Genomic DNA, 20,143 nt, shown 5'->3' on the forward strand with positions numbered 1-20,143 from the left:
TGAGCCTACGAAGAACGACGGCTGCCCGCTTCGGCGGCCCGCTCCTTCTCCTCGATGCCCCACAGCGTCGGCTCGGCCCGGTAGCGCGGCGCCAGCCACGCCGACACCTTGTCCACGACCCGTTCGATCAGCCACGCCACCGCCCGCAGCAGCGGCAGCAGCACCACCATGACCAGGGCGAACTGCAGCGGGAACCACAGCTGTGCCACCCACAGCTCGATCCCGTCCCAGGTGTCGGCGACCCAGTCGAACACAACCCCAGGGTATAGGTTCGGCGTATGTTCGCCGTTTACGCCTCCGAGCCGAACCCCGCCGACCCGCTCGCCTCGCTGGTGGTCGGCGAGCGCGACACCCCGACGCCGCCGCCCGGCTGGGTCAGCGTCTCGGTGCGCGCGGCCAGCCTGAACATGCACGACCTGTGGACGCTGCGGGGCGTGGGCATCAAACCCGAGCAGTTCCCGATGATCCTGGGCTGCGACGGCGCCGGCGTGCTCGACGACGGCACCGAGGTGGTGCTGCACTCGGTGATCGGCGATCCGGACTGGGGCGGCGACGAGACCCTGGACCCGAAACGCACCCTGCTCACCGAGAAGCACCAGGGCACCTTCGCCGACACCGTCGTCGTGCCGCGCCGCAACGCGCTGCCCAAGCCGGCCGGGCTGAGCTTCGCCGAGGCGGCGTGCATGGGCACCGCGTGGCTGACGGCCTACCGGATGCTGTTCGTGAAGTCGGGCCTGCGGCCGGGGCAGAGCATCCTGGTGCAGGGCGCTTCCGGCGGCGTGGCCACGGCCCTGATCCAGCTGGGCGTGGCGGCGGGTTTCCGGGTGTGGGTGACCGGCCGCAGCGAGGAGAAGCGGGCGCTGGCCAAGCAGCTCGGCGCGCACGAGGCGTTCGAGTCGGGGGCGCGGCTGCCCGAGCGGGTGGACGGCGTGTTCGAGACGGTCGGCAAGGCCACCTGGTCGCACAGCATGAAGTCGCTCAAGCCGGGCGGCGTGGTGGTCATCTCCGGCGCGACCACCGGCGACGCCTCCGCCGCCGAGCTGCAGCGGCTGTTCTTCCTCCAGCTGCGGGTCGTCGGCTCGACCATGGGCACCCGCGAGGAGCTGGCCGACCTGCTCAAGTTCTGCGACCTGGCCGGCGTGCGCCCGCAGATCGGGGCCGAGCTGCCGTTCGAGCGAGCCGCCGAGGGTCTCAAGACCATGCTCGACGGCGACATCGCCGGCAAGATCGTCCTCAGCCGCTGAGTTCTCGAGCGGGTCAGCCCCAGCGGCGGCTGACCCGCTCGATCGCCTCGCGGGCCTCGCGGTCGAGCCGGGCCACCAGCTCGGCCGCCGGCAGCTCGTCGGCCAGCTGGTAGGTCTGGCCGGCCCACAGGTGCACCAGCTCCGGGTCGCCGGCCTTGGCCGCGGCGGCGCGCATCGGCCGGGTCAGGTGGTGGACCTGCGGATAGCCGACCGGGGCAGCGGCGGTGTTCTCGGTGAGGAACCGGTTGACCATGCCACGGGCCGGGCGGCCGGTGAACGCTCGGGTGATCGCGGTCCGCCGGGCGCCGTCCGCCAGCGCCGCCTTGTGCGTCGCGGACGTGCCCGCTTCCGGGCAGCGCAGGAAAGCCGTGCCGAGCTGGGCGGCGATCGCGCCGGCCGCCAGCACCGCCGCCACATCCGCGCCGTGCACGAGGCCACCAGCGGCGATCAGCGGCAGGTCGGTGACGGCCGAGACGCGGCGGATCAGCGCCAGCAGGCCGAATTCCTCGCCGCCGCCCGGCGAGACGCCGTCGTCGGTCAGAGTGCCGCGGTGGCCGCCGGCCTCGAAGCCTTGCACGGCCAGTGCGTCGACGCCGAGCTGCGCCGCCTGCTGCGCCTCGGCCGGGGTCGTCACCGTGGCGACGATCTGCGCGCCGGCCGCGTGCAGCCGCGCCACATCGGCCGCGTCCGGCAGCCCGAACGTGAACGACACCACCGGCACCCGTTGCGCCAGCACGATTTCCAGCTTGGCCGGGTACTCGTCGTCCTCCCAGCGCGGATCGCCCGGCGCCACGCCCAGCCGGGCCGACTCGGCCGCCACCCGGCTCGGGTAGTCGCCCAGGTCGGGACGGACGTTCGGGCCCGGCACGAACAGGTTCACGCCGAACCGGCCGTCGGTGAGCGAGCTGGTCCTCGCGATCTGCTCGGCCATCGCCTGGGGGCTGAGGTAACCGCCCGGTGTGAAGCCGAAGCCGCCGGCCCGCACGACCGCGGCGACCAGTTCGGGGGTGGACCCGCCGCCCGCCATCGGGGCGACGATCACGGGGACGCGCAGCTGCTCGATCACTCCTGGCACATTAGTGCGGCAGCAGCAGGGTGGACCCGACGACGAGCGAGGCGATGGTCACCAGCCCGAACACCGTCACCCACAGGCCGCCCGGCACCCCGGTGATCTTGGCCAGCTGGTCGGCGTCGGAGTCCGGGGCCCGGCCGCGCCACCGTTTGCGCTGGAGCTCGAAGACCGGGCGGACGCCGCCGAGCAGCAGGAACCAGGCGATCACGTAGCCGAAGACCGCCTGGATGTCGCTCGGGGCGTACCAGGAGACGGCGAACACCAGGCCGCCGGTGACCAGCACCGACAGCACGCCGAAGGCGTTGCGGATCATCACCAGCATGGCCGCCAGCAGCACGATCGCGATCCACAGCAGCAGCGTGATCTTGCCGGCGCCCAGCAGGGCCGCGACGCCCAGGCCGAGCAGCGACGGCGTCACGTAGCCGGCGGCCGCGGTCAGCACCATGCCCGGCCCGCGCGGCTTGCCCCTGGTCAAGGTCAGGCCCGAGGTGTCCGAGTGCAGCTGGATGCCGGTCAGGCGGCGGCCCGTCAGCACCGCGGCCAGGGCGTGGCCGCCCTCGTGCGCGATCGTCACCACGTTGCGCGTGATCCGCCAGACCCGCCAGGGCAGCACGGCCAGCAGCGCCACCGCGGCCGCGATCAGCACCAGTTCCAACTGCGGGCTCGGCTGGCCGCCGAGCACCCGGTTCCAGACATCCGTGAGGTCCATCGAAACGGTGGACGCGCCAGGGCCCATCCCGTTGACTCCCGACATGGTCTTCTCAGTTTCGGACGCGGTGCGGATCGCCACCGACGCGCACGACGGTCAGCTCGACAAGAGCGGCAAACCCTACATCGGGCACCCGGTGCGGGTGATGAACCGGGTCTCCGGCGACCAGGAGCGGATGGCCGCCGTGCTGCACGACGTGATCGAGGACACCCCGGTCACGGCCGAGGACCTGCGGGCCGCCGGCTGCCCCGAACGGGTCGTCACCGCCGTCGTCGCGCTGAGCCATCTGCCCGACGAGCCGCAGGCCGACTACCTGGCGCGGGTCGCCGCCGACCCGATCGCCGTGGTCGTCAAGCGCGCCGACATCGCCGACAACCTCTCCCCCGCCCGGTTCTCCGAGCTCGACGAGGCCACCCAGTCCCGGCTCCGGATCAAGTACGACACCGCCTTGCGGCTGCTCGACTCGTACCTGACAAAAGATGGCAGGAACTAGTCGCAGACTGGGCCCATGACCACAGCTCAGGGCACCTTCGACATCACCCGCTGGGACGACCAGACCTACCTCGACGCCGACGGCGTCAAGCTCGGCGCCATCGACGTCGCCAAGGCCTTCACCGGCGGGCTCTCCGGCGACAGCACCGCCCGGCTGCTCACCGCCGGCGGTCCCGTGCCCACGTCCGCCGCCTATGTGGCCATCGAGCGCTTCGTCGGCAGCGTCGACGGGCTCTCCGGCTCTTTCGTCCTCCAGCACTCCGCCGTCATGGCCGGCGGAGCCGGTGACATGAGCGTGCGGATCGTGCCCGACTCCGGCACCGGCAAGCTCACCGGCATCTCCGGCACGCTCCGTATCGACAAGCGCGACGACGGCACGCACAGTTACCAGTTGGACTACGAGGTCTGAACCAATAGCGTGACCCACCCAATGGCCGTCTTCCCCATTTGCGCTGGTCCACGGCACGATCGAGGAGCCGCCCCTCGATCGAGGAGAAGACGTGATGACCCGGATCGCCATCACCGGACACCGAGGGCTCCCCAACCCCACCCGAGCGCTGGTCGACGCCGCGCTCCGGGCCGAGCTCCGCCAGGCCATTCAGCCCCTCGTCGGCGTCAGCTGCCTCGCCGACGGCGCCGACGCACTGTTCGCCCAGGCCGTGCTCGACGAGGGCGGCCAACTCGTCGCCGTCCTGCCCGCCCAGCGCTACCGCGAACGGCTACCCGCCGACTACCACCCCACCTACGACGCCTTACTCCAGCAGGCCACCGAGGTCGTCACCATGGACTACGACCGCCCCGGCCGCGAGGCCTACATGGCCGCCAGCGTCCGCATGGTCACCGGCGCCGACCACCTCGTCGCCGTCTGGGACGGCCAACCCGCCGCCGGCCGCGGCGGCACCGCCGACGTCGTCACCCACGCCCAAGATCACGGTGTCCCCGTCACCGTGATCTGGCCCGACGGCTGTCAGCGGGGCTAGATGTCGGACCGGCGGAGCGTGCCCAGCAGCTTCGCCGGCACGATCCGCACCGGGAAGGGCCGCTCGGCCTCGAAGACGTCACCCTCCTTGACGTCGGCGACCATCCGGTACCGCCCCTGCTCGTCCAGCTCGAAGACCATCAGCCGCGGCTGTTCCGGATCGATGATCCAGTAGCTGGCCGCCCCCATCCGCTCGTAGGCCGCCTTCTTGCTGATGAAGTCGTTGGACGCCGTGCTCGGCGAGAGCACCTCCACCGCCAGCACCGGCGCGACCGGCAGGTTCTTCTCGGTCAGGTCCTCGTCGCGGGCGACCAGCACATCCGGCTGCACCTCGGTCTTCTCGGACGGCCGAACCGCGTACGGGGCCGGAAAGACATGCAGATCGTGCGGACAGATGGGGTAGAGCTGCGCCACCAGCGCGGCCACGATCTTCTGGTGCCGGGTCCCCGGCGCCGGGCTCACGAACAGCTCCCCGTCGATGAGCTCGTAGCGACGTCCGTCATCGGGCATCAGCTCCAGGTCCGCGACCGTGTACGGACCTGAGGGCGGGTGCGTGGCCATGACCGTCATGGTCCCTCCTTTTCCTCATGGGGACCACCCCACCAGGCACCCCCGACAATTCGGACCGCGTGCCGGCCTACCGTGTCAGGTATCGCCACATCGTGTGAGCTTCGCCGGTCACCGGCCGTGAACAAGATCCACCTGTTCAGTGCTCAAGCCCGACACCGTGGAGACCTCGCATCGTCCTGGCCGCCGGCCGGGGCCGGCGGCCGGGAGGGCTACTTCTTGGCCTTGCCGCCGGAGTCCTCGGTGGACAGCGCGGCCACGAAGGCCTCCTGGGGGACCTCCACGCGGCCGACCATCTTCATGCGCTTCTTGCCCTCCTTCTGCTTCTCCAGCAGCTTGCGCTTACGGGTGATGTCACCGCCGTAGCACTTGGCGAGCACGTCCTTGCGGATGGCCCGGATGGTCTCGCGGGCGATGACGCGGGAGCCGATGGCGGCCTGGATGGGGACCTCGAACTGCTGGCGGGGGATGAGCTCGCGCAGCTTGGTGGCCATCCTGGTGCCGTAGCCGTAGGCGGCGTCGCGGTGCACGATGGCGGAGAAGGCGTCGACGGCCTCGCCCTGCAGCAGGATGTCGACCTTGACCAGGTCGGCGGACTGCTCGCCGGCCTCCTCGTAGTCCAGCGAGGCGTAGCCGCGGGTGCGGGACTTCAGGGAGTCGAAGAAGTCGAAGATGATCTCGGCCAGGGGCATGGTGTAGCGCAGCTCGACCCGGTCCTCGGACAGGTAGTCCATGCCGGCCAGCTGGCCGCGCTTGGACTGGCAGAGCTCCATGATCGCGCCGATGAAGTCGCTGGGGGCGATGATGGTGCACTTGGTGATCGGCTCGTAGACCTCGGCGATCTTGCCGTTGGCCCAGTCGGACGGGTTGGTGACGACGTGCTCCGCGCCGTCGTCCATGATCACCCGGTAGACCACGTTGGGCGCGGTGGAGATGAGGTCCAGGCCGAACTCCCGCTCCAGCCGATCGCGGGTGATCTCCAGGTGCAGCAGGCCGAGGAAGCCGCAGCGGAAGCCGAAGCCCAGCGCGGCCGAGGTCTCCGGCTCGAAGGTCAGGGCGGCGTCGTTGAGCTGGAGCTTCTCCAGCGCCTCCCGCAGGTCCGGATAGTCGGAGCCGTCCATGGGGTACAGCCCGGAGTAGACCATGGGCTTGGGGTCGCGGTAGCCGGCCAGCGGCTCGCTCGCCCCGTGCCGCTCGGACGTCACGGTGTCGCCGACCTTGGACTGCCGGACGTCCTTCACGCCGGTGATCAGGTAGCCCACCTCGCCGACGCCGAGACCGGCGGACGGCTTGGGCTCGGGGCTGATGATGCCGACCTCGAGCAGCTCGTGGGTGGCCCCGGTGGACATCATCCGGATCCGCTGCCGCGGCGTGATCTTGCCGTCGACCACCCGGATGTACGTCACGACGCCGCGGTAGGTGTCGTAGACCGAGTCGAAGATCATCGCGCGGGGCGGGGCGTCGGCCTCGCCGACCGGGGCCGGCACCTTGCGGACGACCTCGTTGAGCAGCTCCTCGACGCCGAGGCCGGTCTTGGCCGACACCCGCAGCACGTCCTCGGGCTCGCAGCCGATGATGTGCGCGAGCTCCTTGGAGTACTTGTCCGGGTCGGCGGCCGGCAGGTCGATCTTGTTCAGCACCGGGATGATGGTGAGGTCGTTCTCCAGCGCCAGGTAGAGGTTGGCCAGCGTCTGCGCCTCGATGCCCTGGGCCGCGTCGACCAGCAGGATCGCGCCCTCGCAGGCCTCCAGCGCCCGCGACACCTCGTAGGTGAAGTCCACGTGGCCGGGCGTGTCGATCATGTGCAGCACGTGGTCCTGGCCGTCCAGCTGCCAGGGCAGCCGCACGTTCTGGGCCTTGATGGTGATGCCGCGCTCACGCTCGATGTCCATCCGGTCCAGGTACTGGGCCCGCATCGCGCGTGCGTCGACCACGCCCGTCAGCTGCAGCATCCGGTCGGCCAGGGTGGACTTGCCGTGGTCGATGTGCGCGATGATGCAGAAGTTCCGGATCAGCTCCGGCGACGTGAACGTGCTGTCGGCGAACGTGCTCACTGGGGCGATTCCTCGGGAAAGCGGACGGTGGACACACCAATGGTCCCATGTGCCCGACGGTGGTCCTCACAGAATAGGGTGCGGGCCGTGTCCGAACACGGTCCGGTTCCCCGTCCCGCCCACGGCGCGGTCACCCAGGTGCACGGCGCCGAGCGCCTGGCCCGGCTCGACTACTCCCCCGACCTGGACGGCCTGGCCGACCCGGGCGAGGTGGTCTGGGCCTGGGTCCCCTTCGAGGACGACCCCGCCATCGGCAAGGACCGCCCGCTGCTGGTCGTGGGCCGCACCGGCCGCTTCCTGCTGGCCCTGATGCTGTCCAGCAAGCCCCACGAGTCCCAGGACTGGCTCGACCTGGGCGCCGGCGCCTGGGACCACGACGGCCGCCCCTCCTGGCTGCGCCTGGACCGCGCCTACGAGCTGCACGAGGACGACCTGCGCCGGGAGGGCGCCGTGCTGCCCCCCGACCGCTTCGGCCGGGTCGTCGACGCGCTGCACGCCCGCGGCTGGCACTGATCGCTACGTGCCGTATTCCAACAAACAGGCCCTCAACATTGGAAGTAGGGCGGAAACTTCCAACACGGGTTGGACCAACGGGCCGACGCTCCAACGATGACCACCTCAACGTTGGAAGTAGGGCTCCGGTCAGCCAGGCGGCAGCCAGCGGATCAGTCGATGGCCCGGTAGACATCCTCCGCCAGCCAGTACGCCCGACCGCCCCGCCCCATCGCGCCGAACTTCCGTTGGAAGTAACCCACTGCAACGCCACGCTACGCACCGCGACTCACGCCAGGCGGGTGAGCTCCACGGTGACGGTGAGGCCGGCCCCGGCGCCGCCGGTGTAGATGCCCTTGAAGGGGACGACGTCGGCGTAGTCGCGGCCGACGGCGACCCAGACGTGGCGTTGGCCGATGGGGATGGCGTTGGTGGGGTCGTAGGCCCACCAGCCGCCGGTCCAGGCCTCGATCCAGGCGTGGCTCTCGCCCTGGACGGTCTCCTTGGTGGCGCCGTCGGGGCGGGTGTGGAGGTAGCCGGAGACATAGCGGGCGGGGATGCCCATGGCCCGCAGCAGGGCCAGGGTGAGGTGGGCGTAGTCCTGGCAGACGCCCTCCTTGGCCTGCCAGGCATCGACGGCGGAGCTGTGCACGCCGGTGCTGCCCCGTTTGTAGGTCATCTGGGAGTGCACCCAGGAGGCGGCGGCGTGCACGGCGTCAACGGGGGTGAGGCCCCGGCGGAGTTCCCGGGCCTTGGCGGCGAGCTCCCGGTCCCGGGGGACGTAGTCGGTCCAGCCGAGGTACTCGGTGTAGCGGTCGAGGACCTCGGAGCGGCGCAGGTCGGTCCAGGTGGCACCGCCAACGGGGGCGACCTCGCCGCCGGTCTCGACGACGGAGGAGCCGGTGACGGTGAGCTCGGTGTGCGGGGCGTGCAGGTCAAACGAGGTGACGACGGTGCCCCAGTAGTCGGTGTATCGGTAGGCCCGGGTGGCGGGATGGGTCTCGACGCGGCTGACGACGACGTTCTGCCGGCGGTCGCTGCGGGGAGTGAGCCGAACCTCGTTGTAGGACTGGGTGACCGGCGAGGCATACCGGTACTGGGTGGTGTGCGTGACCCGAAGCCGCCAGCTCACTGCGGCACCTCGCTAGCGCTCGGTGTCCGCGTTCGCGGACGCTCTGTGCTGAATGATTCGCTCGCAAGCTCACTCATGCGCGGCACCCCGCCAGCGCTCGGTGCCCGCGTTCGCAGACGCCCTGTGCTGAATGATTCGCTCGCAAGCTCACTCATGCGCGGCACCCCGCCAGCGCTCGGTGCCCGCGTTCGCGAACGCCCTGTGCTGAATGATTCGCTCGCAAGCTCACTCATGCGCCGACCTCCGCGTTGGTCCACGCCACCCACGGCGCGGTGTGGAAGTACTGCTGGGACACGGCCTCGCCGACGTCGCGAACGGTGGCCTGCAAGGACTTCAGCCGCCGGGGCAGGTCCTCCATCAGCTCGGAGACGCGCAGGAACTCCAGGTCGCTGCGGGCCTTGCCGAGCAGCCGGGAGGCCTCGGCGGTGGCCCCGAGCCGCCGGCCGGGCGCGTGGTCGAGGTGTTCCAGGCACCGCTCGGCCTGCGACAGGGCGTGGAACACGGACCGCGGGAAAAGCCGGTCCAGCAACAGGAACTGCACGACGCGAGAGGCGTCCATGGCCCCGCGATAGGTCCGCAGGTACGTGTCGTGGGCGCCGGCGGAGCGCAGCACGGTGATCCAGCCCGGGGAGGAAGCCTTGTCGCCGGAACGGGAAAGCAGCAGCCGCACGATCATGTCGACGCGTTCCACCGAGCGGCCGAGCACGAGGAACCGCCAGCCGTCGTCGCGGCTCATGGTGGAGTCGGCCAGCCCGGCGAACATGGCGGCCCGCTCCTCCACGAAGGAGAAGAACGCGTGCGGCCCCACCTGCCGGGCGTAGCGCTGCCGCTCCGGCACGGCGTTCCACATGCTGTTGAGGCACTCCCACATCTCGGTCGACACGACCTCCCGCGCGCCACGGGTGTTCTCCCGGGCGCTGGTGACGGAGGCGACGATGGAGCCGGCGTTGGACGAGGAGTACGCCACCAGCTCGGTCAGCGACCAGACGTCCAGAGCGGTCCCGTCGGGCGGCGCGATGCCCAGGACGGACAGCAGCTGCCGGCTCTCCGAGTCGGGGTTGACGGTCGCGTCCTCCAGCAGTTGGTGCACGGACACGTCGAGAATGCGCGCGGTGTCGTCGGCGCGTTCGACGTAACGGCCGATCCAGTACAGGGATTCCGCGTTCCGAGCCAGCACGACGCCTCCCTCACTGCTGCTGTTGTTGCTGTTGCTGCGATGTCGTCAACTCCGGCCCCTGCTCGGTGGCGACGCCGCCGAGTTGCCCGGCGTGCACGAGCTCCGGACCGGACAGCTCGCTGTCCATTGTGGACGACCGAGGAGCCAGCACCCAGGTGTCCTTGGATCCGCCGCCCTGCGAGGAGTTCACCACCAGACTCCCCTCCGGCAGCGCGACCCGGGTCAGCCCACCGGGCAGCACGAAAACGAAGTTGCCGTCGTTGACGGCGAAGGGCCGCAGGTCCACGTGGCGCGGCGACAACCTGTCGCCGATCTTGGTCGGCACGGTCGACAGCTGCACCACCGGCTGGGCGATCCAGCCCCGGGGATTGCCGCGCACCTTGCGCCGCAGGGCGTTCAGCTCACGGGCCGAGGCCTCCGGTCCGAACACGATGCCGTACCCGCCGGAGCCCTCGACCGGCTTGACCACCAGCTCGGACATCCGGTCCAACACGTGGTCCCGTTCGTCGGGCAGCCAGCACCGGAAGGTGTCCACGTTGGGCAGCAACGGTTTCTCGTTCAGGTAGTACTGCACGATCTCCGGCATGTAGGTGTAGACGAGCTTGTCGTCGGCGACGCCGGTGCCGACCGCGTTGGCGATGACCACGTTGCCGGCCCGCGCCGCGTTGGCCAGCCCGGCCACGCCGAGCACCGACTCCGGCCGGAAATGCACCGGGTCCAGGTACGGGTCGTCGATCCGACGGTAGATCACGTCCACCTGGCGCTCGCCCTCGGTGGTGCGCAGGTAGATGGTGTGGTCACGGCAGAACAGGTCCCGCCCCTCCACCAGCTCCACGCCCATCTGCCGGGCCAGCAGGGAATGCTCGAAGTAGGCCGAGTTGTGCACGCCGGGCGTCAGCACGACGACGTTCGGGTCGGCGGCGTTGGGCGCGGCGGCGTTGCGCAGCGCCCGCAGCAGGTGCGAGGCGTAGTCGCCGACGGCGCGAACCCGGTGCCGCGCGAACAGGTCCGGGAACACCCGGGCCATGGTGCGCCGGTTCTCCATCACGTACGACACCCCGGACGGGCAGCGCACGTTGTCCTCCAGCACCCGGAACGTGCCGGCCTCGTCGCGCACGATGTCGATGCCCGAGACGTGGATGCGCACCCCGTTGGGCGGCACGATGCCGGCGGCCTCGCGGTGGAAGTGCTCGCACGAGGTGATCAGCCGTCGGGGCAGCACGCCGTCGCGGATGATCTGCGCGTCCCCGTACACGTCGGCCAGGAACGCCTCCATCGCCCGCACCCGCTGCACGATGCCGCGTTCCAGCTTGGCCCACTCGGACGCGGTGATCACCCGCGGCACCAGGTCGAGCGGGAACGGCCGTTCCTGCCCGGACAGCGAGAACGTGATGCCCTGGTCCACGAAGGCCCGCCCGAGCGCGTCGGAGCGGGCGCTCAGATCGGCCACATCGGACGGTGCCAGCATCTCGTGCAGCGCCCGGTAGGCGGACCGCACGGACGCGTCCGCCGAGAACATCTCGTCGTACGCGTCGGCATGCGGCCGCGCCGGGTCCAGGTATCCGCGGAACAGCTCGCCGTTGCCGCGCCCGTTCCTCGCCGACCTACTCATGGCGACGTCCTGGTCATGGTCGACATCTTCACCCAGCGGGGTGGCCGAGGGCACTACTCCACACCACTGGTTACCTCAACGAAACACCAGCTGAACGCTACGGAGAGCCATTTCTACGCGGTCGCCTTCACCTGGGCCAGCAGCTCCGGGCCGCGATCGAGCAAGCGCTGCGCGGCAAGTCTGCCCAACCACCACGCGGTGAATGCCCCGGTTGCCACCCCGACCGGCACCGCCAGCCAACTGACCAGCGGGTTCGACTCGAGCTGTCCGATGAGCAGCAGGAGCAGCGAGGGCAGGGCGATCACCAGCAGCGACACCATCGACACCAGCCGGATCAGGCCCCGCGAGCAGCCCGGCCGGTTGCCCTGGTTGAACGGGTTGCCGCCGCGCTGCACGGGCATCGGGAACGCCCAGTACACCGACAGCAGCAGCATGCACCCGGCCCCGCCGCCGAGCATCGCCGGCAGCACGCCCAGCACCCAAGGATAGGCCCACTCACGACCGGCCAGCCCCGGCAGCAGCACCCCGGCCAGGATGGCGACCGGTCCCACGATCAGCGCCCACGCCCACTGCCGGCCGCGCACGTCGGCCCGCGCCGCGCCCGGCGTGACAATGGTGTGCCAGACCGAGGTGCCGTCGAAGCCGTACAGGTTGCTGACCTGGAGCATGGAGAAGGCGACGACCCACAGCCCGGCGAAGGGCAGCATGACCACCCCGCCGCGGCCGCCGGCCGACGAGAACACCGGGATGAACAGTCCGATCAGCACGGAGGTCAGCAGCATCGCCCGGCGGCGGGCGTCCCGCCACCACATGCGGAGCTCCTTGCTGATCACCGCCCCGACCGGCGTCGCCGGCAGCAGACTCCGCCGTGCGGTCTTGGCCCTGCCCACTCGGGACGGCCCGACGTTGGTCTGTGGCGTGGTCAGCCGCCGCACCAACAGCCGCGCGTACGCCCACAGCAGCGCACCGTCCACAACGGCCAGCGCGAGCGGCGCGCCGATGGCCACGAGCCAGTTGCCCGTGGCCGCGCCCTCGACCGCCGCCGGCGCCCAGCCGGTCGGCAGCCACCGCACCGGGTTGGCGAGCTCCGGATCGTTCTGCAACAGGATCGGGGCCAGCGCCTGACCGGCGTAGCGCAGCGGCAGGTAGGACAAACCGGCCAACGCCGCGAGCAGGACGCCGAGGTCCTTGCCGCGCCGGGATCCCAGCACCGCGCCGATCATGCTGATGACCACTCGCGACAGCAGCACGGTGAAAGCGAGGGCCAGCACCGTCGTGATCACGGCGACGACCGCCGGCAGCACGCCGAGCCGGCACGACCCGACCACCACGCCGAAGAACGCGATCACCGTGGCCACCGGCGGCACGCCGGCGATGGACGCGCCCAGCAAGCCGAAGGCCAGCTTGATCGGCGACAGCGGCAGCAGGGCGAAGTTCTCGGGGCGCAGGGTCTCGTCGCCGCCACCCATGATGATCGGCCCGACCAGCCAGCCGACCGTCCACACCAGCATCATGGCGGCGGCGAGCGTGGTGCCGATGGACACGCTCTGGCCGTAGCCGAGCACCACCAGGAACAGGGACACGACACCGGCGACCAGGCCGACCAGCGCCCCGATCCCGAAGCTGACCGCCCGGGCCCCGCTCAGCGAGTGCGAGAGCACCCGCAGTTTCATGCGGATCAGGACGCCAACCACGACAACCCTTCCCCACCACCGGTCCGCCCACCCACCAGATGCACGAACGCCTGCTCCAACGACTGATCCCCCCGCACCTGCGCCACCGGACCACTGGCCACCACCCGACCCCGAGTGATCACCGCCACGTGGTCACACAACTTCTCCACCAGATCCATCACATGACTCGACAACACCACCGCCCCACCCGACGCCACGAACCGCTGCAAAATCGTGCGAATCGTCGACGCCGACACCGGGTCCACCGCCTCGAACGGCTCATCGAGCACCAACAACTTCGGCGCGTGCAACAACGCCGTCGCCAACCCGATCTTCTTCCGCATACCCGCCGAGTAGTCGATCACCAGCGTCCGCTCCGCGCTGGACAACTCCAACACACCCAACAACTCATCCGCCCGCGCCGCCACCGTCGCGGTATCCAAACCCCGCAACAGACCGGTGTAGGTCAACAACTCCCGACCGGTCAGCCGCTCCGGCAGCGCCATGCCGTCGGGCAGCACCCCGACCAGGGCCTTGGCCCGCTCCGGGGACTCCCACACGTCCACCCCGAAGATCCGCACCGACCCGCCGTCCGGACGCAGCAGACCCACCGCCATCGACAGCGAGGTGGTCTTCCCGGCCCCGTTCGGACCGACCAGGCCGAAAAACGATCCCCGTGGAACCGTCAGCCGCACGTCGTCGACCGCGACCGTGGCCCCGAACGTCTTACGCAGGCCGGACATCTGCAGCGCCGGGGCCTGCTCCACCGGCTGCGCCCCCTGCTGCTGCCCGTAGGCGGGCAGCCCTCCCGTGTCCAACTCGTTGCCTCCCGACCGGTTGAGGCCATCCATCATGCACCCGGAAAGGCCGTCGCGCCGCTGGTTCACCGTGGTAGAGTTCTGATATCACATTGATAGGTTAAGGAGGGGGCCATGACCTCGGTCGCGACACCGGAGCCGTCGATCACCGAGCGCACCGCCGGCCGGGTGCCCGGCGGGCTGATGCTGCTGCTCGGGCTGGTTCTGCTGGTCGCCGGCATCGTGCTGGCGGCGGTCGGCCACATGGTGGTGTGGCTGCTGGTGAGCGTGCTCGGACTGTTCGTGCTGCGCGGCCTGATCATCCTGGCCCCCGGCGAGGCGCGGGTGGTCCAGTTCTTCGGCCGCTACGCCGGCACCGTGCGGGCCCCCGGACTGCACTGGGTGAACCCGTTCACCACGCGCACCCGACTGTCGGTGCGGATCCGCAACCACGAGACCGCCGTGGCCAAGGTCAACGACGCCGAGGGCAACCCGATCGAGATGGCCGTCGTGGTCGTCTGGCAGATCGACGACACCGCCCGGGCCGTGTTCGAGGTGGACGACTTCGTCCGCTTCGTCGGCATCCAGACCGAGACCGCGGTCCGGCACATCGCCACCAGCTACCCGTACGACAACCACACCGAGGAGGAGCGGCTGTCGCTGCGGGAGAACGCCGAGGAGATCACCGGCAAGCTGTCCGCGGAGATCGCCGAACGGGTGCGGTCGGCCGGCGTTCGGGTGATCGAGTCGCGGCTCACCCACCTGGCCTACGCGCCGGAGATCGCCGGCGCGATGCTGCAGCGGCAGCAGGCCGGTGCGGTCGTCGCCGCCCGCCAGCGCATCGTGGAGGGCGCGGTCGGCATGGTCGAGCTGGCGCTGGCCCGGCTGGCCGAGCGCGACGTGGTGGAGCTGGACGAGGAGCGCAAGGCGGCCATGGTGAGCAACCTGCTGGTCGTGCTGTGCGGCGATCGGGCCACCCAGCCCGTGGTGAATGCCGGCACCCTGTACTAAGGGACCCTCGCCTACCGCCGAACGGCCACTAGCTCCGCGACCTCCCCGATGGGTGGAATGTCCCGCGTAATAGGGAATTCCATCCACTGGGGAGGTCGAAGTCCTTATGCGCCAGACATTTTCCCGTCTTTCAAAGCTGCTTGCCCTTGCCGCCCTTGTCGGCGGCTCACTGTTCGGGGTCGGCGCGGTGACCGCGTCGGCGCAGCCGCTGGACGGCTGGGCCTGCTCGGTGCCCGCCGGGTACACCTACGACCAGGTGGCCAACCAGCTGGGCGTCTGCAACCCGAGCGGCTTCACCTACAGCTACCACCTCGTGCACTGACCCGCTAGAGAAGCCACATGTGCTCCACATTCGCGCCCGAACGCGGAATGTGGAGCACATGTGGCCGAAAAGCGGGGGTTAGTGCGAGCTGACGTCGCGGGTGACGTAGCCGTGGGCGGTGTCGATGTCACGGAAGTAGAAGCGGCCGGTGTCGGCCAAGCCGTTCCACTTCTCGCTGGACTTCCCGTCGGCATAGGTGAGCACGCCGTTGGTGCGGCCGAATCCGCCGCTGGTGTCGATGCTGTCGTCGCTCAGCGCCGGCGCGCCGCCGCCGACCGTCCACAGGCGTCGTCCCTGGTGGACGGTCGCGTCGATCCGGTAGTTGTTGTCGTCCACGATGTTCTGCGTGACGTCGGCGGTCAGCGCGAAGTCGAAGCCATCGACCCGACCGTCGGAGCCGTAGCTGCCGAGCACGTGCTGGTCGGTGTTCTGCTTGCTGGCCGAGTCGGCCAGCGTGGTGGTGTTGTCGAAGGTCCACTGCCCGGACGAGCTCACCGGCACGAGGCCGGCCGAGGTGTGCAGCACGCCCGCGGTGCGCCAGGATCGGTTCACGTGCGTGACGATCTTGTCGTCGAGGCCGCTGCCGGTCGTGGTGGTGCGCACGTCCGCCGCCGGCACGTCGTCGTGCAGCAGGCTGCCGGTGACCCGGGTGACGTGCGGGTCGGTGGTCGCGAACAGGTTGCCGCCCAGCGTCCACAGGTCGACGATGCCCTTCGGCGGGATCAGCTGCACGGTGTGCGCCTTGCCGTCGGTGAGCTGCCCGAGGAACGGGCTCAGGTCGATCGTGTACGGCAACGTGACGATCGAGTCGATGGCGGTGATCGGCCGCCACAGCATCGGCGCCACGCCGCCGGTGTAGATCACCGAGTACGGCGACACCACGCCGGCCGGCTTGCCGTCGACGGTCACCTCGACCTCACGGTAGGTCCCACCGCCGCACAGACCGGCTGAAGGATTGGCCTGCGCCAGCGAGGTGGGCACGTTCGACCACCAGAACTCCTCGCAGCCGCCGCCCCGCGCGTAGATCTCGGCGGTCAGCTTCGCGGTGTTGGCCGGCACCGTCACCTGGGCGGTGTAGTTCTGGCCGTCGGACAGGTCCTGCCAGCCCGGCTTGGCCTTGTCGGCGGCCAGCGGCAGCACGGTGTCGGCCTGCTTCGGCGCGGGATGGGCTCGGTCGGCCTGGTAGTAGGTGACCGTGACGGTCACGTCGTAGGAGCCGGTGTAGGTGTCGTTGACGACGTTGCCGAGGTCCACCACGAACGGCTGCGCCTGGTGCAGCAGCGGCGCGAACTCGGTGATGTCGCGGTCGAAGCTCCAGGTGATGCCGGACGGGTCCGGCTCCGGGGTGGAGGTCCGCAGCACCTCGGAGCCGCCGATCCACAGGCCGGCCAGCCGGTCGTACTGGCGGCCCTGGCTCTTGGCGGTCCAGTTCAGCACCACCTTGGTCCACGGCCCGGCGCAGGCGGGCGGCGGCGTGAGCGTGCCGACGAAGGGCTGGCCGTAGGAGTTGGCGAACACGTGCTGCATCGCGGTGACGGTGCAGTGCTCGGTCGGCGGTCTGCTGACCGGCGGCAGCGCGGTCAGCGGATCCTGGTAGTCGGTGACCACGGTGTCGGCGCTGGCGGGCGCCGCGGTGACCACGCTCAGCGCGGCGACGGCGGCGAACAGGGCGATGAGATATCGGCGCACGACGGGACGCTAGCGCCCGGCCGGGTGTTCGCGAGACCCCCCGGACGGCGGTAATCGTTCACAACCGTGGAGACCCGAGCCGAGGCCCGTTCATATCCGTGACCAGATTCTGGAACGTCCAGTCCCGGCGGCCAATTCCCGATTGAGCTGCGGAAATCCGCCCCCTCGGGCTGACCGGTTCCGCCCCCTGTGTGACGACCGCACGGGTTGTCCAAACCATTACCCGGCGGTAAAGCCGTTGGCAGCACTGAAAAATCTCTGAAACATGTCACCGTGCGTGCCCAGATCCCGGGATGGGAGCGCTTCCAAATCCCCCGATCGGCGCTACTGGTCACGGCCTCTCCCGGACAAAGGTGACAACTGCGTTACCTGCGACAACTGGAGGCACAGTGGCCCGAATCCGCCCCGGCTTACGCGCCGCCCTCGCGGTGACCGCGGTCATCGCGCTCACCACGGCGCTGGCCCAGTCCAGCAGCCAGGCGTCCCCCAGCGGACCCGACGGCACCGACGACCACGGCAGACCCATCTACCTCAACCCCACGCTGCCCACCCAGTACCGGGTCAACGACCTGCTGCGCCGGATGACGCTGGCCGAGAAGGTCGGCCAGATGACCCAGATCAAGGTCGGCGAGCTGCGCGGGGACTGCAACGGCGCCAACGGCGCGCTGGTGGCGTCCTGCGAGCAGAAGGTGCTGGTGGACGCGCACGTCGGCTCCATCCTGTCCGGCGGCGGCGACTACCCGGTGGACAACACCGCCAAGGGCTGGGCCCAGACCACCAACGGCATCCAGCACTACGCCCTGGACAACAACCGGCTCAAGATCCCGGTGCTGTACGGGGCCGACGGCGTGCACGGCGACAACAACCTGGTCACCGCCACGATGTTCCCGCAGCAGATCGGCGTCGGCGCCACCTGGGACCCGGCGCTGGCCGAGAAGATGGGCGAGTCCACCTCCTCGACGATGCGCGCGACCGGCGTGTTCTGGAACTTCGCGCCCGTCTCCGACCTGTCCCGCGACACCCGCTGGGGCCGCTACTACGAGACGCTGAGCGAGGACCCGACGCTGGCCGGCAGCCTGTCGGCGGCGCTGGTCACCGGCATGCAGGCCTACGACGGCAAGGGCGCGACGGCCAAGCTGACCGCCACCGCCAAGCACTTCGCCGGCTACTCGGAGCCGATCAACGGCCACGACCGGGTGCCGGCCCAGATCCCGGTCCGTGAGCTGCAGGACGTGTTCCTGCCGGCCTTCCAGCCGCAGATCGACGCCGGCGCGAAGACCGCCATGGCCAACTCCGGGGCGGTCAACGGGATTCCCGTGCACGCCTCGAAGTTCATGCTCACCACCGAGCTGCGCCAGCGGCTGGGCTTCGACGGCGTGACCGTCAGCGACTGGGCGGACATGGCCAGCCTGGCCACCAAGTACCACGTCGCCGCGGACTACCCGACGGCCATCGCGATGAGCGTGAACGCCGGCGTGGACATGGCGATGGAGCCGGCCGACGCCGCCAGCTACACCAAGGCGCTGATCGACGACGTCCACAACGGACTGATCAGCCAGCAGCGGATCGACCAGGCCGTCGGCCGCATCCTCAAGCTCAAGTTCGACCTGGGCCTGTTCGAGAAGCCGTTCGTGGACGAGAACACGGCCGACGGCATCGTGAACGGGGCCGGGCTGGACCTGGCCCGGCAGGCGGCCACCGAGTCGACCGTGTTGCTGCGCAACGACAACAAGACGCTGCCGCTGTCCACCGGCGTGCACAAGATCGTCGTGGCCGGGGACAGCGCGGACAACCCCTCCCAGCAGTTCGGCGGCTGGACCGTGAACTGGCAGGGCGTCGACCCCAAGGGCCCGACGCCGCCGGTCGTCACCCCGGTGCAGGGCATCAAGGAGGCCGTGCCCAACGCCAACGTCGTCGCCGCGACCGACCAGGCCAGCGCCGTCGCGCAGGCGGCCGACGCCGACGCCGTCGTGGTGGTGCTCGGCGAGAAGGCCGGGGCCGAGGGCAACAACGACAAGGAAGACCCGTCGCTGACCGCCGCCCAGCAGTCCCTTGTGGACTCGCTCAAGGCGACCGGCAAGCCGGTGGTCGTGGTGCTGATGACCGGCCGGCCGCTGGTGCTCGGCTCGGTGGCCGGCGCGCCGACCCTGCTGGCCGACTGGCTGCCCGGCTCCGAGGGCGGGCACGCGCTGGCCGACATCCTGTTCGGCAAGGCCAACCCGAGCGGCCGGCTGTCGGTGTCGTGGCCGAAGACCGTCGGCGACGAGCCGATGTCCTACGACCAGCTGCCCGGCACCAACGGCGGCGCCAGCTCCGGCTACGACCCGCTGTTCCCGTTCGGCTACGGCCTGTCCTACACCAGCTTCGCCACCTCCGCACCGACCCTGAGCGCGCCGACCGTGCGGGCGGACGGCAAGGAGACGGTGTCGGTGACCGTCACCAACACCGGCGCGGTCGCCGGCTCCGACGTCGTGCCGGTGTACGTGCACCAGCCGGTCAGCCCGGTGCTCGTGCCGGACAAGCGGCTGGTCGGCTTCACCCGCGTCGACCTCAAGCCCGGCGAGTCGAAGACCGTGCAGGTCAGCTTCGACGTCAGCAAGCTCGCGGTGACCGTCGGCGACGTGGACGCCACCGGCAAGCGCGAGGTCGAGAAGAGCGCGTACAGCGTGGTCGTGGGCAGTGCGCAGGCGCCGTTCACGGTGCGTTAGACTGGCTGCTCGTGTCGTGCGGCGTTCCGCTGTGGAGGAAAACCCGGTCTCCGGGTGCCGTGTGAAGTGCGACACGGACAAGCCGTGAGGAACTGAGAGGTAGACGCGTGGCGAACATCAAGTCGCAGCAGAAGCGGATCAAGACCAACGAGGCTGCCCGCCTGCGCAACAAGGCGGTCAAGTCCGGTGTGAAGACCGCGATCCGCAAGGTCCGCGAGGCCGTCGCCGCCGGTGACAAGGACAAGGCCACCGAGCTGGTTCGCGCCGCCTCTCGCAGCCTGGACAAGGCCGCCAGCAAGGGCGTCATCCACGCCAACCAGGCGGCCAACAAGAAGTCGGCGCTGGCCGCGGCCGTGAACAAGATCGGCTGAGCACGCTGCTTTCGAGAACGCCCGGCCCGCTTCGTGCGGGCC

20 protein-coding genes are annotated in these 20,143 nt (G+C 70.2%); 9 read left to right on the top strand and 11 right to left on the bottom strand.

Annotated elements, in window-relative coordinates; genetic code table 11:
* Positions 1 to 5 precede the first annotated feature (5 nt).
* Positions 6 to 254, bottom strand: coding sequence for a hypothetical protein (locus tag JJ691_RS28860; RefSeq protein ID WP_211772274.1), 249 nt, complete (start codon positions 252 to 254; stop codon positions 6 to 8).
* A gap of 24 nt (positions 255 to 278) precedes the next feature.
* Between JJ691_RS28860 and JJ691_RS28865 the strand changes: the two genes are divergently transcribed.
* Positions 279 to 1,244 carry a zinc-binding dehydrogenase gene (locus JJ691_RS28865; protein ID WP_211762758.1) on the top strand — a complete coding sequence of 322 codons (966 nt, stop codon included), beginning with the start codon at positions 279 to 281 and terminating at the stop codon, positions 1,242 to 1,244.
* 13 nt (positions 1,245 to 1,257) lie between these two features.
* Here JJ691_RS28865 and JJ691_RS28870 read toward each other — a convergent pair whose 3' ends face one another.
* Together JJ691_RS28870 and JJ691_RS28875 are read right to left on the bottom strand one after the other, a co-directional pair.
* A complete protein-coding gene (locus JJ691_RS28870; protein ID WP_211762759.1) occupies positions 1,258 to 2,310 on the bottom strand; it encodes an NAD(P)H-dependent flavin oxidoreductase in 1,053 nt (350 codons plus the stop codon).
* A gap of 10 nt (positions 2,311 to 2,320) precedes the next feature.
* The gene (locus tag JJ691_RS28875) at positions 2,321 to 3,025 is read right to left on the bottom strand and encodes a M50 family metallopeptidase (protein ID WP_211762760.1); all 705 of its coding nucleotides are present in this window, start codon (positions 3,023 to 3,025) and stop codon (positions 2,321 to 2,323) included.
* Between the two features lie 43 nt (positions 3,026 to 3,068).
* Between JJ691_RS28875 and JJ691_RS28880 the strand changes: the two genes are divergently transcribed.
* The 3 genes from JJ691_RS28880 (at position 3,069) to JJ691_RS28890 (ending at position 4,497) form a co-directional block, all read left to right on the top strand.
* Positions 3,069 to 3,518, top strand: coding sequence for an HD domain-containing protein (locus JJ691_RS28880; RefSeq protein WP_211762761.1), 450 nt, complete (start codon positions 3,069 to 3,071; stop codon positions 3,516 to 3,518).
* Between the two features lie 15 nt (positions 3,519 to 3,533).
* Positions 3,534 to 3,926 carry a DUF3224 domain-containing protein gene (locus JJ691_RS28885; RefSeq protein ID WP_211762762.1) on the top strand — a complete coding sequence of 131 codons (393 nt, stop codon included), beginning with the start codon at positions 3,534 to 3,536 and terminating at the stop codon, positions 3,924 to 3,926.
* 94 nt (positions 3,927 to 4,020) lie between these two features.
* The gene (locus tag JJ691_RS28890; protein WP_211762763.1) at positions 4,021 to 4,497 is read left to right on the top strand and encodes a hypothetical protein; all 477 of its coding nucleotides are present in this window, start codon (positions 4,021 to 4,023) and stop codon (positions 4,495 to 4,497) included.
* Here the strand turns inward: JJ691_RS28890 and JJ691_RS28895 are convergent.
* On the bottom strand, positions 4,494 to 5,066 hold the full coding sequence (locus JJ691_RS28895; RefSeq protein WP_211762764.1) for a Uma2 family endonuclease: 573 nt from the start codon (positions 5,064 to 5,066) through the stop codon (positions 4,494 to 4,496). The two genes, JJ691_RS28890 and JJ691_RS28895, sit on opposite strands and share 4 nt — an antisense overlap.
* A 209-nt stretch (positions 5,067 to 5,275) precedes the next feature.
* Positions 5,276 to 7,117 carry a translation elongation factor 4 gene (gene lepA, locus JJ691_RS28900; RefSeq protein WP_211762765.1) on the bottom strand — a complete coding sequence of 614 codons (1,842 nt, stop codon included), beginning with the start codon at positions 7,115 to 7,117 and terminating at the stop codon, positions 5,276 to 5,278.
* A gap of 87 nt (positions 7,118 to 7,204) precedes the next feature.
* Between lepA and JJ691_RS28905 the strand changes: the two genes are divergently transcribed.
* The gene (locus tag JJ691_RS28905; protein ID WP_211762766.1) at positions 7,205 to 7,630 is read left to right on the top strand and encodes a type II toxin-antitoxin system PemK/MazF family toxin; all 426 of its coding nucleotides are present in this window, start codon (positions 7,205 to 7,207) and stop codon (positions 7,628 to 7,630) included.
* Positions 7,631 to 7,898: 268 nt separating this feature from the next.
* On the opposite strand, the gene JJ691_RS28910 is transcribed toward JJ691_RS28905, so the two are convergent.
* From JJ691_RS28910 to JJ691_RS28930, 5 genes are all read right to left on the bottom strand, one after another.
* On the bottom strand, positions 7,899 to 8,741 hold the full coding sequence (locus JJ691_RS28910; protein WP_211762767.1) for a transglutaminase family protein: 843 nt from the start codon (positions 8,739 to 8,741) through the stop codon (positions 7,899 to 7,901).
* Positions 8,742 to 8,970: 229 nt separating this feature from the next.
* Positions 8,971 to 9,918, bottom strand: a complete 948-nt coding sequence (locus JJ691_RS28915; protein WP_211762768.1) for an alpha-E domain-containing protein — start codon at positions 9,916 to 9,918, stop codon at positions 8,971 to 8,973.
* 10 nt (positions 9,919 to 9,928) lie between these two features.
* Positions 9,929 to 11,530, bottom strand: coding sequence for a circularly permuted type 2 ATP-grasp protein (locus JJ691_RS28920; protein WP_211762769.1), 1,602 nt, complete (start codon positions 11,528 to 11,530; stop codon positions 9,929 to 9,931).
* Between the two features lie 113 nt (positions 11,531 to 11,643).
* On the bottom strand, positions 11,644 to 13,224 hold the full coding sequence (locus JJ691_RS28925; protein ID WP_211762770.1) for a hypothetical protein: 1,581 nt from the start codon (positions 13,222 to 13,224) through the stop codon (positions 11,644 to 11,646).
* Positions 13,209 to 14,021, bottom strand: a complete 813-nt coding sequence (locus JJ691_RS28930; protein ID WP_249227079.1) for an ABC transporter ATP-binding protein — start codon at positions 14,019 to 14,021, stop codon at positions 13,209 to 13,211. Before JJ691_RS28930 ends, JJ691_RS28925 begins: the two co-directional genes overlap by 16 nt.
* 114 nt (positions 14,022 to 14,135) lie before the next feature.
* On the opposite strand from JJ691_RS28930, the gene JJ691_RS28935 reads away from it, so the two are divergent.
* Positions 14,136 to 15,011 carry an SPFH domain-containing protein gene (locus JJ691_RS28935; RefSeq protein WP_211762771.1) on the top strand — a complete coding sequence of 292 codons (876 nt, stop codon included), beginning with the start codon at positions 14,136 to 14,138 and terminating at the stop codon, positions 15,009 to 15,011.
* 106 nt (positions 15,012 to 15,117) lie between these two features.
* Positions 15,118 to 15,333, top strand: coding sequence for a hypothetical protein (locus JJ691_RS28940; RefSeq protein WP_211762772.1), 216 nt, complete (start codon positions 15,118 to 15,120; stop codon positions 15,331 to 15,333).
* A 78-nt stretch (positions 15,334 to 15,411) separates the two neighbouring features.
* Here JJ691_RS28940 and JJ691_RS28945 read toward each other — a convergent pair whose 3' ends face one another.
* Complete coding sequence (locus JJ691_RS28945) at positions 15,412 to 17,022, bottom strand: peptide-N4-asparagine amidase (RefSeq protein ID WP_211762773.1); 1,611 nt, start codon at positions 17,020 to 17,022, stop codon at positions 15,412 to 15,414.
* 389 nt (positions 17,023 to 17,411) lie between these two features.
* Here JJ691_RS28945 and JJ691_RS28950 point away from each other — a divergent pair, with 389 nt between their 5' ends.
* Together JJ691_RS28950 and rpsT are read left to right on the top strand one after the other, a co-directional pair.
* Positions 17,412 to 19,730: a glycoside hydrolase family 3 N-terminal domain-containing protein gene (locus tag JJ691_RS28950; RefSeq protein ID WP_211762774.1), complete on the top strand. Its 2,319-nt coding sequence runs from the start codon at positions 17,412 to 17,414 to the stop codon at positions 19,728 to 19,730.
* 107 nt (positions 19,731 to 19,837) lie between these two features.
* A complete protein-coding gene (gene rpsT / locus JJ691_RS28955; protein WP_211762775.1) occupies positions 19,838 to 20,101 on the top strand; it encodes a 30S ribosomal protein S20 in 264 nt (87 codons plus the stop codon).
* Positions 20,102 to 20,143: the final 42 nt, after the last annotated feature.

This window comes from Kutzneria sp. CA-103260 (assembly GCF_018263855.1).
Taxonomy (GTDB): Bacteria; Actinomycetota; Actinomycetes; order Mycobacteriales; family Pseudonocardiaceae; genus Kutzneria.